We start from the raw sequence: 14,925 nt of genomic DNA on the forward strand, positions 1-14,925 counted from the left end.
CATTGCCCCCTATTTCTCGTCGTCAGGCGCAGGCGCACTGATTTTATATGACAGTTTGAAACTACTTGCTTGGTCACCATAAGCAGAGGCCGCACTAACCGCCGTCAAATTTGGATCTGCAAACCACGGTGACGCATCTAATTTACGCATCAAGCTCGACACACGGTTATTAGACTCGGCAATGCCTTGAACATCGATGCGAGAGCCTCGCCGACTGACGGAGGTATAAAACAAACCGTCTGGCAGTGTTCTCACCATCTCATCAAATACACGAACAATTAATGGCCGAGTACCTTGCAAATCCTGAATTATCGTCATTCGATCCAGTAACTGCTGGCGGCGGGTTTCAAGATTTTTTATCTCTGCAACTTCTTTGTTGATTTTCTTGATATGACCCTGCAGGTAGGTATTTCGCCCCTCTTGATGACTAATTGCGCCATTGACTATCGACATTGCCAAGACAACTAACAATACCGACAACAAGGCGACCCCACCCAATACAACCAAAAATTGCTTTTTAATCAGCTGGCGGCGCTCTTCACGCCAGGGCAATAGGTTAATTGTTGCCATTAATCAAAACTCCTGAGCGCCAAGCCACAGGCAATCAGCATCGCCGGCGCATCACTCGTCAACTTCATGGCATCAACCCCCGGTGCCACTGCCATCGAGGCGAATGGATTTGCAATCACGGTGCTTACTTCAACCCGCTCCTCGACCATTTCGGCCAAGCCCTGCATCGCAGCCACACCGCCGGCGAGTAAAATAATGTCAACGCCGCTGTATTGGCTCGCCGAATAAAAGAACTGTAGCGAACGCGAAACCTGCTGAATGACCGCTTCACGGAACGGAGCTAAAACTTCGCTGTCATAGTCATCGGATAGTCCGCCCTGCTTTTTAGCCAAGCCAGCTTCTTCTGCCGTTAAGCCGTAACGCCGCTGGATTTCCTCTGTTAACTGCCGCCCACCAAACATTTGATCGCGGGTATAGACCGTTTCCCCAGCCACGACGACGGTAAGTGAAGTTGTACTTGCCCCCACATCGACGATAGCGACGACGGTATTTTCATCACAACCTATCTGTTTTGCGATGAGGTCAAAGCTTCGCTCCACAGCGTAGGCTTCAACATCTACCACCTGCGGCTCAATACCAGCAATTTCAAGGGCCTCAACCCGCGTATCGACATTGTCGCTGCGGCACGCCACCAACATCACCTCGACTTGATCAGGGCTGTCTTCAACCTCGCCAAGCACCTCAAAATCGAGCGCGACTTCGTCTAGAGGGTAGGGAATATACTGGTCTGCCTCCAGAGATATCTGGGTTTCCAGTGCATTCTCATTCATCCCAGCCGGCATATGGAGAATCTTGGTGATAACAGCCGAACCCGGTACTGCAACCGCGGCCCGCTTCTGTTTCGACTTGGAGCGCGCATGTACCGCCCTCACAATTTCACCTACCGCTTCTACCTCGGCAATATTTTTTTCCACCACAGAATGCGCGGGCAAAGACATGACCGCGTAACTCTCAACGCGATACTTATCGCCGCTACGGCTCAACTCCAGCAGCTTCACGGCGCTGGAACTAATGTCTATACCTAGCAAACTGCGGGAACCCTGACCGCCAAACAAGCCATCTAGCACTGTAATTTTCCTATTTACATCGTGGACTTAGGGCGTACTCTTACAGATAAGATTAAATACCAGTGTATGCCAATGCGCAAATAGTTCTGAAAAAAAGACGCCGAAAACTTCGCACTTTTCGTTATCCTAGCGTTCAATTTGTGATTCCCACCTCTATTTGAAGGAAAAACATGCCCAGTACGACGCGCTATTTTCGTATTTTCATCGGCCTAGCTGCGCTTGCCTGTTGCGGTGCTTTGATGGTGTTTGCCACCGCATTCCTTTATATCAGCCCTAAGTTACCGTCAATTGAGGCGCTAAAAGACACTCAATTACAAACGCCGCTGCGAATTTACAGCGCTGACGGCAAGTTATTGGGTGAATTTGGTGAGAAGCGCCGCTCACCAATTAGCATCCAAGAAGTCCCCGAACTCTTTATTGACGCCTTCCTTGCCGCCGAAGACGATCACTTTTACACCCACCACGGCGTAGATATCAGCGGACTTCTCAGAGCAGCATCACAGCTCGTGACCAGCGGCAGCATTCAATCCGGTGGCTCCACCATCACAATGCAGGTCGCCAAAAATTATTTTCTCACCCAGGAACGGACATTCACCCGCAAATTCACCGAGATTTTCTTGGCCATCGAGATAGAGCGAGCCCTCAGCAAGGGCGATATATTGGAGCTATACCTAAATAAAATCTTTCTTGGCAATCATGCCTACGGTATAGAAGCTGCAGCGCAAGTCTATTACGGAAAACCCATACGCGAACTAAACCTGGCCCAAATGGCGATGATCGCCGGACTACCCAAGGCACCGTCAGCCTACAACCCGGTAGCCAACCCGTCGCGGGCAAGAGTCCGCCGAAACTGGATTCTCGGCCGCATGCTTAGCCTGGGCTACATAAGTGATGCCGACTACCAAGCCGCGATGCTTGAACCCATCAGCGCCAAGGCTTACGGCACGCAGCTTGATGTTGACGCACCCTATGTTTCAGAAATGGTGCGCCTCGACATGCTGGCGCGATTTGGACGCAATGCATACGAAGACGGCTATACCGTTATCACAACCGTCAAAGCGGACTTACAGGAAGTCGCCAATAAAGCGCTACTCGATGGCGTTATGGAATACGATACCCGCCACGGGTATCGTGGTGCGGAGCGCCACTGGACCATCCCCGCTGAGTTAAGCCCAGAAGACAGGCAAGACTTCAGCCAAAAACTCGAAGAGATAGGCCGCATAGGCATCTGGCACCCCGCACTAGTGCTAAATGTAAAAGAAAAGTCGATCACAATTCTGCTCGCCGGAGAACTGCAAACAACCCTTGAGTGGGAACACGGACTCGCCAAAACAGTCCGCTATATCAGCGAAGACCGCGTCAGCTACGCAGCAGAGACCGCGTCTGAACTGGTAAAAACCGGCGATGTCATCCGTGTGAAAATGAGTGACACCACACCACGACACTGGGAGCTGTCTCAGCTACCTAAAGTGCAAAGTGCACTCGTATCGCTGGACGCGGATAGCGGCGCCATTCTTAGCTTGGTGGGCGGCTACAATTATCAAAAAAGCGCCTTCAACCGAGTCACTCAGGCAACACGCCAACCCGGCTCCAACTTTAAACCATTTATTTATACCGCGGCTCTCGACAATGGCTTTACACCCGCCACCATAATTAACGACGCCCCCATCGTCTTTGATAGTGACGCACAGGGAAATACATGGCGCCCAAGCAATGATAACGGCAGATTTAACGGGCCAATGCGCTTGCGGAAAGCGCTGTATTTATCCCGCAACTTAGTATCAATCCGAGTGCTGCGTGAACTCGGTATTTCCAAAGCAATTAACTATGTCGGTCGATTCGGCTTCGACCCAACTACACTTCCACACGACCTTTCATTGGCATTGGGGAGCCACTCACTCACCCCCTTAGATATCGTCACCGGTTACGCCGTATTTGCCAACGGCGGCTACAAAATTTCACCTTACTTCATTGATCGAATTATCGATCGCGACGGCAATACCATTTATCGAGCCGACCCCGAAATAGTGTGTCGCCAGTGCGATGATGAAGACGACAACGCAGTAAAAAACATAGAAGCCGACACTCTCGACGATATCATTTCCGGTGACAGCGGCGCGCTGCAATCTAGATTTGCCAAACGTGTGCTCGACGAAGAGGTCGCTTTTCTTATCGATAGCATCCTAAAAGATGTTGTTACCCGCGGCACTGGACGAAAAGCACTGGTGCTCGAAAGAAGTGATGCAGCCGGTAAAACCGGTACCACTAACGGACCAACCGACGCGTGGTTTTCTGGTTATAGCGGAGGTATTGTTACGTCCACCTGGGCCGGCTTCGACCAAAACCTCAACCTTGGTCGCCGCGAATACGGCGGCTCAGTAGCACTACCGATATGGATAGACTATATGCGCGAAGCAGTTAAAGGGCACCCAGAGCGTCATTTGAAACAGCCGGACAGCGTAATTTCAGTTCGCATCGACCCCGATACCGGCAGTCTTGCTCACCCCGGTCAAGCCAATGCCATCTTTGAGTACTTCAGAGCCGACAGCGCGCCAACTGAAGACTTTGATCAGCCCGCAAGCCCCTACGGTCCAAACAGCGACGATCCTATAGAAATATTTTAAGACGATAGTCACCGCTGTCGAATTGACGGCGGTGGCACAATAGTGTCTCTGCCTTAAATGGCTTCAAGCGCCTCGGCCAGCGTTTTCACCCCAATAACTGTCATCCCCAAATCACCGCGCGGCGCATTGCCATGGGGCACGATCGCTCGCCTAAAACCGTGCTTGCGCGCCTCTTGCAAGCGCTCCTGGCCGCTCGGCACGGGCCGAATTTCGCCAGACAACCCCACTTCGCCAAACACAACCAAATCTTCCGGGAGCGGCCGATCCCTGAAGCTAGACACAATGGCGAACAGCAGCGCCAAATCAGAACCTGTTTCTAGTACCTTAACCCCACCGACGACGTTCACAAACACATCCTGATCGCCTACCTGTAAGCCACCGTGTCGGTGCAAAACGGCCAGCAACATCGCCAAACGATTCTGCTCCAAACCGACCGCCACCCTGCGCGGATTGCCAAAGCCAGAACTATCCACCAGCGCCTGAATCTCTACTAGCAATGGCCTTGTGCCCTCCCACACCACCATCACGGTGCTGCCCGACGTGACCACATCGCCGCGGTTTAAAAAGATTGCCGACGGGTTTTTCACCTCTTTCAAGCCCAGCTCGGTCATAGCAAAAACGCCCAGTTCATTAACCGCACCGAAGCGGTTTTTACTCCCGCGCAAGGTTCGGTAACGACTATCGCTGCTTCCTTCCAACATGATTGAGCAATCAATTATATGCTCTAACACCTTTGGCCCGGCTAAGCCGCCATCTTTTGTCACATGACCAACCATAATCAGCACCGTGCCCGTCTCCTTGGCAAATCGGGTTAATGCCGCCGCGCACTCGCGCACCTGCGATACACTGCCCGGCGCCGAACTCACATCATCACTGTGTAAGACCTGAATCGAATCGACCACCAAGACCTTGGGTTTATTCGTCGCCGCCTGAGAAAGCAGCCTATCAAGGCTGGTTTCGGCACATAATTTTAGCGTATCAGCTTTTAGGCCTAAGCGTTTTGCCCGCATAGCAATTTGGGGCAAGGACTCCTCACCCGTCGCGTATAGGCACTCGCACTGTGCCGCCAGGCGACAAAGTACCTGCAATAGCAGCGTGCTTTTACCCGCGCCAGGGTGCCCACCCAATAGCACTGCCGAACCGGGCACCAAGCCACCGCCAAGCACGCGGTCAAATTCGTCAAAGCCAGTGGACTGACGCGGTAACGCCTCAATACTGACATTCGCCAACATTTGCACCTCACCGCCCACCGCGCCGGCATAACCTTGCCTAGACGCCGTCGCTTTGGCCGCACTCGCCGGCCCCAGACGAAATTCCGACAAGGTATTCCACGCATCACAGTCTTGACACTGCCCCTGCCATTTATTGTGTTCAGAGCCACAATCCACACATACAAAGGCGACTTTTTGTTTTGCCATAGTGTTACCTAAAAACATCCATAATCAATTTATTGAAGCCACTGCGGCCAGACACAGGGCTGACAGCCGACCCACCAAAGCCGTACAATGACCCGCTATTAATAGAGTACTTCAGATGTCAGCTGCACTAGTAGAACGCCCATTACTTGTCTCTCCCTCCCTCGCCGCCACCCTTGGGCTAGAGGCAGCGCTGCTGTATCAATTAATCGCCGAATGGCTGCCACTGCTCACGGGACGGGAAAATCAGGGGCAGCGATGGTTTCTCATCGACAAAGACCAATTAAGCAAACAGTTGCCGTTTTGGGATTTGAACAAAATAGAGGAGGTTCTGCGCACACTCCACAACCAAGGGCTCATTATTATCGGCGCAGCCCTAATGAGCAACGCACAAAACATTCGCCTAGCACTACCTAAAAGCCAAAAAGCGGACGACGCCGGCGTCAACCAATCCCCTCACCTTGCGCAGCCTAGACAACAAACCCATCACACATCTAAACCCCCTGTTGGCAAGCCCAACAGTGCGCCACCCAGCAGACCCGTGCCAGGTAATAATATTATTCCCGCCGACTGGCTGCCTGACAGGGCCGGGCTCGACTATTTAACGCGCTTCAACCAAGTCGAGCCCGCCTTTATTGATGCCGTACTTCCCGAATTTATCGCCCATTACCGCGAAACCGGTGAAACGCGAAGCTCTTGGAATAGCGCCTTCAGCCAATATGTCAGCCGACGCTGGAAAAAACAGCAGTACGCAAAAATTGAAGAATCTCGCACCCAACCTATCGATGGTAACTGGAAGCCAAGTCTCGACGCACTAGAAATACTGCAGCGAGACCACGTTAGCCAGTATTTTATTGAAGACGCGATACCGGAATTCATTTTGTACTGGCGCGAGCGCGGAACACCAGACAGCAACTGGAATTCACGCTTTATTCAACATATTCGGTTACAGTGGGCCCGATACACCAACACGGTGAGCAATGAAAATGAGATTGCGCCAATTAAGTCCAACTGGCAACCCAACGACGCGGTCTTCGACATTCTACATATGGCCCGCATCGACGCTGAATTTGCCAGAGCACAGATCGCCGAATTTATACTATTCTGGCAAGACAGCGGCACCGCCCATCGCTCTTGGAATACAAAATTTCTCCAACATGTAAAATACCGTTGGGCACACAGTCATCAACTGGGACAGAGCAATGCACGACAGCAACAAGCTACTGGAGCAAACCAGCCGGCAACTGGCTTCATCGAAAAACACACCGACCGCAGCTGGGCAGACGAACTCTGATCCCGCACCCGACAAAAATGCGGTTATCGATGCACTAAACCAAATGTTTGCTGAGTTTGAGTTGGTCTATCACAACCAATACAACAAGGCCTTTTCCAACCCAGAAAAGCTCAGCTACGCCAAAAAACTGTGGTTCAGCAACCTGCGGCATATCCAGCCAGATAGAATCATTGCGGCAACCCATCGCGCCATTCGCGAATCAGAGTTTTTGCCTACCATCAAAGGCATCCTAAAATACTGCGAGCCAGATAATATCGAACTCGGCCTGCCGGACAGCCACAGCGCCTACCTAGAAGCCTGCCGCGCACCACAACCCAAAGCTGAATATAAGTGGTCGCACCCAGCGGTATATCATGCGGGCCGCGCCAGTGACTGGTTTTATTTATCAAGCACCGTTGAGCACAACGCCTACCCGGTATTCCGCCGGCATTACGACGAGGTGTGCCAGCGCATAAAGAACGGTGAAACCTTTAGTCTACCCAGCCAAAAGGCCATACCAGAGACCATTAGCAAACCGCTAACGCCAGCGGAACAGCGCCAACGCATGCAAAAACTCCGCGATGACTTGGACATTTAACTAGCGCCCGACAACATAATTACACGCCCATAAAGCAATCGTGCAGGGTCCGCGCGCAAGCGCTACAATAGCGCCCACTTATTCCAGCCCCATGCGGCTGATGACACAGAACAGGCAAGTATATGGCAGACGACAAAACCACCCACTTTGGCTATAAAACAGTCGAAACTCAGGACAAGGTAAAAATGGTTGCCGGGGTTTTCCACTCGGTTGCTGCCAAATACGACCTAATGAACGACCTGATGTCGGGCGGCGTCCACCGCCTCTGGAAACGATTTACCATTGAGCTTTCTGGCGTACGCAGCGGCAACGCGGTGCTCGATATTGCAGGTGGCACAGGTGACCTTGCGGCCAAATTCAGCCGCCTAGTTGGCCCAACTGGCCGGGTGGTGCTTGCCGACATTAACGACTCCATGCTCACTGTTGGCCGCGAAAAACTGACCAACAAAGGCATCGTCGGCAACATCGAATACGTGCAGGCCAATGCCGAGTGCCTGCCGTTCCCCGACAATAGCTTTGACTGCATCACTATCGCATTTGGTCTGCGCAATGTGACAGACAAAGACGCCGCGCTACGATCCATGAATCGTGTACTCAAACCCGGTGGCAGACTCTTAGTTTTAGAATTTTCTAAGCCCGTCAATCCCGTTATCGGCAAACTGTACGACCGCTACTCCTTCGATATTTTGCCCAAAATGGGACAGTTAGTTGCCAATGACGAAGAAAGCTATCGCTACTTGGCAGAAAGCATTCGCATGCACCCCGACCAAGAAACCCTCAAGGGCATGATGGCCGATGCGGGATTTGTCGATGTTCGCTATCACAATATGACCGCCGGTGTAGTTGCCGTGCACCGAGGCGTAAAACCGTGATTCCACCGGTTCTTCAAAGCGCAGCGTTATCGAGTTTAGAAAACTTAGTTAACAAAGCATTGCAACTGGACCCAGCCACCAGCGCCAAGCTACAAGCGCTGGACGGACAGCGCTTCTCGCTAGAATTAAAAGAACCCGACCTTAAGCTTGCCATAGGCATTACGGGCAAGCGCCTGCGCTTACTTCAAGCTAGCGACGCCGTTACCACTAGACTCAGTGGCGCGTGGAGCGAATTCGCCAAAGTCGCCACCGCAAAAGACCCCGCTGGAGCGCTTATCAATGGCGATATCAGCATTAGCGGCGACACCGCGCCGCTATTGGAGTTACGCAAAATTCTTGCCGAGCTCGACTTAGATTGGGAACAACCCCTAGCCGACGCCTTTGGTGATGTCGCCGCTCATCAACTGGGCAATGGCTTACGCGCAGGACATCGCTGGCTGAACAGCACTCGCGTAAATCTACAGCGACAATTTAGTGAATTCATTGTCGAAGAAAGCCAACTGGTTCCTCACCCCTGTCAGGCTGACGATTTTTACAGCGATATCGATGATTTAAAAGCGCGCAGTGAGCGACTAGAAGCCAAAATTCGTCGCCTACAACAACGTATCTCAAGCCCATCCAATAATAAATAAGGACACCAATATGGGGCTGCGCCGACTGCTCGTCATTTGCTGGATCATTTGTCACTACCGCTTAGACACATTGATTCCCGCGGAAAAGCTGCCCTTGCGCGCACGCTTACTGTTACGTTTAGGTCCCTGGCGATTATTTCCACGCAGGCATTTTAGTCGCGGCGAACGACTGCGTTGCGCACTCGAAAACCTCGGCCCAATATTTATTAAATTCGGCCAAATTCTCTCCACTCGGCGGGACCTACTCGCCGACGACATTTCCGATGAGCTAGCCAAACTGCAAGACCAAGTTCCCCCGTTTTGCAGCAAGCTCGCCGTGACCACCATCGAAACTGCACTTGGAAAGTCGATTGACGAGCTATTTGCCGCCTTTGACACCCAAGCGCTAGCCTCCGCCTCCATCGCCCAAGTGCACACCGCGACGCTCCACAGCAATATCGATGTGGTGGTTAAAGTCGTCAGACCCGGCATTGAACGCACCATCAGCGCGGATGTTCGCCTACTGCAAACACTGGCCGGGCTTGTTGAGCGCCACATTCCAGATGGCCGCCGCCTGCGCCCAGTCGAAGTGGTAGAAGACTACCGCCACACCATTTTTGACGAACTCGACCTCAAGCGCGAAGGTGCCAACACCTCTCAGCTTCGGCGTAATTTTAAAGACTCAGAAATACTCTACGTACCGGAAGTATATTGGGACTACACACGTCGCAATGTACTGGTGATGGAGCGCATACACGGTATTCCAGTGACCGACGTGGCCACCCTGCGCGAACAGGGTACCGATATGAAAAAGCTCGCCGAACGCGGGGTCGAAATCTTTTTTACGCAGGTCTTTCGCGATAGTTTTTTCCACGCCGACATGCACCCCGGCAATATATTTATCGCCCACAATAGACCGTCGTCACCACAGTACATCGCCATCGACTGCGCCATCATCGGCAGCCTAAGCGACTTTGACCAATATTATTTAGCACGCAACTTACTCGCCATTTTTCAGCGCAATTATCGCGAGGTTGCCGAACTTCACGTAGAGTGCGGCTGGGTGCCACCCGAAACCAGAATCCATGAGTTTGAAGCGGCGATACGCAGCGTCAGCGAACCCATTTTTGAAAAGCCCCTCTCAGAAATCTCCTTCGGCCAATTACTAGTGTATTTGTTTCAAACTGCTAGGCGCTTTGACATGGAAGTTCAACCATCGCTGGTACTTCTACAAAAAACCTTATTAAACATCGAGGGTTTGGGCAGGCAGCTCTACCCCCAATTAGATTTATGGTCCACTGCCATGCCGTTCCTAGAGCGCTGGGTTCGCGACCGCTATTCGCCGCAAAGCATGCTCAAACGTGTCAGTCATCGCCTGCCGGGGTGGTTAGAACAACTGCCAAATCTACCCGAAACCTTGCTAGAGCGCGGCACTCCGAGCAGACACAACATGCAAAATGAAAACAGTCACTACAAGGGCGAATTAGACGCCCTTATTCGCCAACAAGCAGCGCGCGCCCGCAATCAACGCATCGCGATCATTGCTGCGATAAGTGCCGCCCTACTCGCTGACCCAGGTATTAGAGAGGGACTTCGACACTTGCCAGACAGCAGTATTGTGCTGTTTGGCATCGCTTTGTATTTCTTTATTCGCAGCCGCTGAGGTAAAGTAATGCCCTCGCAAAAACTGTATTGTGTACCACTATGAGCAATGAGTTCCTTAAACATATCAAATGGAATAGCGACGGCCTGGTCGCCGCCATTGCCCAGGACGCGAGTAGCGGTCGCGTACTAATGATGGCATGGATGAACGCTGAGTCACTGCAAATTAGTGTCGACACCGGCGACGCCGTGTATTGGTCGCGCTCGCGCGCCAAGCTATGGCGCAAAGGTGAAAGCTCTGGGAATGTCCAAAAAATTCGCGCGATCGAGCTAGATTGCGACGGCGACGCCCTGCTTCTTCAAGTAGAGCAACTTGGCGGTATAGCCTGCCATACAGGTCGTCAAAGTTGCTTTTATCGCCGCCTCTCTACTGGCGACTGGCAAACGACCGAAGCCGTATTAAAAGATCCGGCCACCATGTATCAACACGTGGACAAGACATGACACAATCTATTCTGGAACAACTAGACACCGTGTTGGCATCGCGCAAAACTGGCGATCCTGACAGCTCTTATGTCGCCAGCCTACATCACAAAGGTTTAAATAAAATACTTGAAAAAGTAGGCGAAGAAGCAATCGAAACCGTACTTGCAGCAAAAGACGCAGAACGCGACCAAGATAATAGCAAACTTATTTATGAAACCGCTGATCTGTGGTTTCATAGCTTGGTTATGTTGTCACATCTCGGTGCTGGTCATGAGCAAGTGCTCGACGAATTAGCGCGTCGATTTGGTCTTTCTGGACACGACGAAAAAGCAGCGCGCGACAAGTAAACTCCCAACAAATTAATAAGCAATAAGGAACGACATTATGGGTTTAGGCGGCATTAGTATTTGGCAACTCTTAATTATTCTCGCCATCGTAGTTTTGCTATTTGGCACCAAAAAACTGAAAGGCATGGGCAGCGATCTCGGCGGCGCATTAAAAGGCTTTAAAGACAGCATGCAAGGCGATGACGACGCCAAAAATATTGAAAAGAAAGAACAAGAAGACACTGACGCTGCTCAAAAAACAGAGAAAAAAGACGAGTCAAAACTGTAAATGTTTGATATCGGCTTTGCAGAACTACTGGTCATTGCCGTTCTAGGCCTGTTAATACTTGGCCCAGAACGCTTGCCCGGTGCAATTAGAACAACGTCTTTGTGGATCGGACGCCTGCGCCGAAGTTTTAATAACATTCGCTCTGAAATAGAAAAAGAAGTTGGCGCCGATGAAATTCGTCGCCAGCTACACAATGAGTCGATACTGGCCTCGCTAAAAGAAACCAAAAACACCGTAAAAAAAGAAATTCAAAATGCCGAGCAGCAACTCAGCGAAGCAGAGAACAGTATCGCGGCAGACAACACGCAAAACAAACCGGCAAAAGACTCAGACGACAACTCCATTCAAGAAACACACACAGCAACAGATCAAGATAAAACACCATGAGCGATGCCGAACAGGATCAAAGTCAGCCACTAATTGCCCACCTAACTGAGCTGCGTGATCGGCTACTGCGTATTGTCCTCGCTGTATTAATCTGCACACTGGCGCTGTTCCCGTTTGCCAATAACATTTACACCTTTGTGTCTGAGCCTATGCAGCGCCTATTGCCTGAAGGCAGCAGCATGATAGCGACGGAAATTGCATCTACCTTTCTTACACCCTTTAAGCTGGTCTTAGTCTCCGCATTTTGCCTAGCTATGCCAGTCATTCTGCATCAAATATGGCAGTTCGTTTCACCGGGCATGTACCGCCACGAAAAACGCATCGCCGCACCGCTACTAATTTCAAGTGTCGCCCTATTTTATGCCGGCCTGGCCTTCGCCTACTATGTAGTATTTCCATTGGTGTTCGGCTTTTTCAGCGGCATTACACCGGAGGGCGTAAGCTACACCCCTGATATAGCACGCTTCTTAGACACTGCGCTTAAACTCTTTTTGGCTTTCGGAGTCGCTTTTGAAATCCCTATTGCGACGGTACTCGTCATCGCCTCGGGCGCCATCACAGCAAATGAGTTAGCCGAAAAACGCCCCTATGTGGTCATTGCCTGCTTTGTCTTTGGCATGCTGCTAACACCACCGGATGTGATTTCACAGATGCTACTAGCGGTGCCTATGTGGCTATTGTTTGAAGTCGGAATTATCTTCGGCAGACTGGTAAAAAAGAAGGCGGCAGCGATTGGCGGCGAAGAACAAGATTAGATTGCAAGCAATATCAATACTCGTCTGGCGGCGCCTCGTAACCAAAGGCTAGATTTTCAAAACGGGTGTGCTTCCCGATAAAGCTTAGGCGCGCTGTTCCAATCGGGCCGTTACGCTGCTTACCAATAATAATTTCAGCCATGCCCTTATCAGCCGACTCTTCGTTGTACACTTCATCGCGATAAATAAACATGATGACGTCAGCATCCTGCTCGATCGCACCAGACTCCCGCAAATCTGAATTGATTGGTCGCTTATTTGGTCGCTGCTCCAGGGCGCGGTTAAGCTGCGACAAGGCAACAACTGGGCACTCAAATTCCTTGGCGATTCCTTTCAAGGAGCGCGAAATTTCAGATATTTCTGCGGTACGGCCTTCACTGCCAGTACCGGCTACTTTCATTAACTGTAAATAGTCGAGCATGATCATGCCGATACCACCGTGTTCACGGACGATTTTTCGTGCACGTGAACGCACTTCGGTCGGCGTTAATGCCGGCGTATCATCGATAAACAAGGGCCGATCTTTCAGCTTTGTTACCGCTGCACTCAGCTTTGGCCAATCCTCCTCTTCAAGTTTGCCGGTCCGCACACGGGTCTGATCAATACGCCCAACCGACGACAACATCCGCATCATCAATTGATTTGCCGGCATCTCCATACTGAACACAAGCATCGGCAAATCGCTATTCAGCAGGGCATTTTCGACCAGGTTCATCGCAAATGTGGTTTTACCCATCGACGGTCTCGCCGCGACAATGATGAGATCAGATTTTTGCAAACCCGATGTCATTTCGTCGAGCTTTTCAAAGCCGGTGGTGAGACCAGTAATTGCGCTGTCACTGCTAAACAATTCGTCGATTTTATCAACGGCCTGTTTGAGTAACGGGTTAATCGGGGTGAGACCACCGGTCTTAGGGCGCTCCTCAGAAATCTGCATGATGGCCCGTTCGGCCTCATCCAAAATTTCATCACTGTTACGGCCTTCGGGATTAAAACTATTATCAGCGATCGCATTAGCTGCGCTGATCAATGAACGAAACGTTGCCCGCTCCCGCACAGCCTGCGCATACGCGCGAATATTGACTACGGAAGGGGTATTACTGGCGATGTCAGCGAGATACGCAGAACCGCCCACTGACTCCAGCTCACCAGATTTTGCGAGCGATTCAGCAAGAGTGACGACGTCTATCGGTTGCTGTAGCTGCACAAGGCGCACCATTTGCGCGAAAATTTTGCGATGCTCAGGCCGAAAGAAATCTCCTTCGCCAACCACGTCGGCGACAGAATCCCAGCCCTCATTGGCAATCATCAAGCCGCCAAGCACCGACTGCTCTGCCTCTACCGAGTGCGGAGGCAATTTCAGCTGTGCGAAATCGCGCTCTTCGGCGAAATCTGGTGGTGACTCTGGGTAAACGTCGGGGTGCACTGGACCATCACTAAGCAATATAAGATCGGGCATTGTTGCAAAAAAAAAGCACCACCGCTACAAACAGCGATCGTGCTTTTTTACTCACATAGCTATATACGCATGTGCTGCGATACTGCAGCGCTATTTCGCTGCAGTCAATCTAGCTAATGGTGTAGCAGTCTTACTCAGCAACAACAGTAATACTGACAGTCTGTACTACATCGCTATGCAATTGAATAACGACGTCGTAGCTGCCTAGGTCGCGAATTGGACCCTCTGGCATACGGACTTCGCTTTTATTCACTTCAACGCCAGCAGCAGTAACAGCGTCTGCAACGTCGCGAGTACCGATAGACCCGAACAACTTGCCACCATCACCCGCGTTTGCGCCAATAGTTACAGCTAGCTCAGCCAGCTTAGCGGCACGCGAGTCAGCGCTGCTGCGCTTCTCAGCTGCAGCTGCTTCCAAGCCCGCGCGGCGAGTTTCAAACTCAGCAACATTGGTTTTAGTAGCAGGAACAGCCTTGCCATAAGGAATCAGGAAGTTACGTCCGTAACCGGATTTAACGTTAACCTGATCACCCAGATTGCCAAGTTTGCCAATTTTCTCCAGCAGAATCACTTGCATGGTTCTTACCCTCT

General features: G+C 51.3%; 16 protein-coding genes. 11 read left to right on the forward strand and 5 right to left on the reverse strand.

Annotation, left to right across the window (positions count from 1 at the left end; all coding sequences use genetic code 11):
• Positions 1-9: 9 nt before the first annotated feature.
• Positions 10-570: a PilN domain-containing protein gene (locus tag KXJ70_RS06125; RefSeq protein WP_219042544.1), complete on the reverse strand. Its 561-nt coding sequence runs from the start codon at positions 568-570 to the stop codon at positions 10-12.
• The gene (locus KXJ70_RS06130) at positions 570-1,637 is read right to left on the reverse strand and encodes a pilus assembly protein PilM (protein WP_219042545.1); all 1,068 of its coding nucleotides are present in this window, start codon (positions 1,635-1,637) and stop codon (positions 570-572) included. The genes KXJ70_RS06125 and KXJ70_RS06130 overlap by 1 nt, the downstream gene beginning before the upstream one ends.
• Positions 1,638-1,807: 170 nt before the next feature.
• Here KXJ70_RS06130 and KXJ70_RS06135 point away from each other — a divergent pair, with 170 nt between their 5' ends.
• A complete protein-coding gene (locus KXJ70_RS06135; protein WP_219042546.1) occupies positions 1,808-4,261 on the forward strand; it encodes a penicillin-binding protein 1A in 2,454 nt (817 codons plus the stop codon).
• Positions 4,262-4,314: 53 nt separating this feature from the next.
• Here the strand turns inward: KXJ70_RS06135 and radA are convergent, their stop codons facing one another.
• Positions 4,315-5,679 carry a DNA repair protein RadA gene (gene radA / locus KXJ70_RS06140; RefSeq protein WP_219042547.1) on the reverse strand — a complete coding sequence of 455 codons (1,365 nt, stop codon included), beginning with the start codon at positions 5,677-5,679 and terminating at the stop codon, positions 4,315-4,317.
• 115 nt (positions 5,680-5,794) lie between these two features.
• On the opposite strand from radA, the gene KXJ70_RS06145 reads away from it, so the two are divergent.
• The 10 genes from KXJ70_RS06145 (at position 5,795) to tatC (ending at position 12,875) form a co-directional block, all read left to right on the forward strand.
• Positions 5,795-6,970 carry a DnaT-like ssDNA-binding domain-containing protein gene (locus KXJ70_RS06145; RefSeq protein ID WP_219042548.1) on the forward strand — a complete coding sequence of 392 codons (1,176 nt, stop codon included), beginning with the start codon at positions 5,795-5,797 and terminating at the stop codon, positions 6,968-6,970.
• Positions 6,879-7,547: a replication protein P gene (locus tag KXJ70_RS06150; RefSeq protein ID WP_255558206.1), complete on the forward strand. Its 669-nt coding sequence runs from the start codon at positions 6,879-6,881 to the stop codon at positions 7,545-7,547. Before KXJ70_RS06145 ends, KXJ70_RS06150 begins: the two co-directional genes overlap by 92 nt.
• A 122-nt stretch (positions 7,548-7,669) precedes the next feature.
• Positions 7,670-8,419 carry a bifunctional demethylmenaquinone methyltransferase/2-methoxy-6-polyprenyl-1,4-benzoquinol methylase UbiE gene (gene ubiE / locus KXJ70_RS06155; RefSeq protein WP_219042549.1) on the forward strand — a complete coding sequence of 250 codons (750 nt, stop codon included), beginning with the start codon at positions 7,670-7,672 and terminating at the stop codon, positions 8,417-8,419.
• Positions 8,416-9,051 carry a ubiquinone biosynthesis accessory factor UbiJ gene (locus KXJ70_RS06160; RefSeq protein WP_219042550.1) on the forward strand — a complete coding sequence of 212 codons (636 nt, stop codon included), beginning with the start codon at positions 8,416-8,418 and terminating at the stop codon, positions 9,049-9,051. Before ubiE ends, KXJ70_RS06160 begins: the two co-directional genes overlap by 4 nt.
• 10 nt (positions 9,052-9,061) lie before the next feature.
• Positions 9,062-10,693 (forward strand): ubiquinone biosynthesis regulatory protein kinase UbiB, encoded by a 1,632-nt coding sequence (gene ubiB / locus KXJ70_RS06165; protein ID WP_219042551.1) that lies wholly within the window; start codon positions 9,062-9,064, stop codon positions 10,691-10,693.
• Between the two features lie 41 nt (positions 10,694-10,734).
• On the forward strand, positions 10,735-11,136 hold the full coding sequence (gene hisI / locus KXJ70_RS06170; protein ID WP_219042552.1) for a phosphoribosyl-AMP cyclohydrolase: 402 nt from the start codon (positions 10,735-10,737) through the stop codon (positions 11,134-11,136).
• The gene (locus tag KXJ70_RS06175; RefSeq protein WP_219042553.1) at positions 11,133-11,465 is read left to right on the forward strand and encodes a phosphoribosyl-ATP diphosphatase; all 333 of its coding nucleotides are present in this window, start codon (positions 11,133-11,135) and stop codon (positions 11,463-11,465) included. The genes hisI and KXJ70_RS06175 overlap by 4 nt, the downstream gene beginning before the upstream one ends.
• A 37-nt stretch (positions 11,466-11,502) precedes the next feature.
• A complete protein-coding gene (gene tatA / locus KXJ70_RS06180; RefSeq protein ID WP_219042554.1) occupies positions 11,503-11,733 on the forward strand; it encodes a Sec-independent protein translocase subunit TatA in 231 nt (76 codons plus the stop codon).
• A complete protein-coding gene (gene tatB / locus KXJ70_RS06185; protein ID WP_219042555.1) occupies positions 11,734-12,120 on the forward strand; it encodes a Sec-independent protein translocase protein TatB in 387 nt (128 codons plus the stop codon). It begins immediately after the preceding gene.
• The gene (gene tatC / locus KXJ70_RS06190) at positions 12,117-12,875 is read left to right on the forward strand and encodes a twin-arginine translocase subunit TatC (RefSeq protein WP_219042556.1); all 759 of its coding nucleotides are present in this window, start codon (positions 12,117-12,119) and stop codon (positions 12,873-12,875) included. Before tatB ends, tatC begins: the two co-directional genes overlap by 4 nt.
• A 13-nt stretch (positions 12,876-12,888) precedes the next feature.
• Here the strand turns inward: tatC and dnaB are convergent, their stop codons facing one another.
• Positions 12,889-14,334 carry a replicative DNA helicase gene (gene dnaB, locus KXJ70_RS06195; protein ID WP_219042557.1) on the reverse strand — a complete coding sequence of 482 codons (1,446 nt, stop codon included), beginning with the start codon at positions 14,332-14,334 and terminating at the stop codon, positions 12,889-12,891.
• A gap of 130 nt (positions 14,335-14,464) precedes the next feature.
• Entirely contained in the window at positions 14,465-14,911 is a 447-nt protein-coding gene (rplI, locus tag KXJ70_RS06200) for a 50S ribosomal protein L9 (RefSeq protein WP_219042558.1), read from the reverse strand.
• Positions 14,912-14,925: the final 14 nt, after the last annotated feature.

The organism is Zhongshania aquimaris (genome assembly GCF_019312595.1).
Classification (GTDB): Bacteria; Pseudomonadota; Gammaproteobacteria; order Pseudomonadales; family Spongiibacteraceae; genus Spongiibacter; species Spongiibacter aquimaris.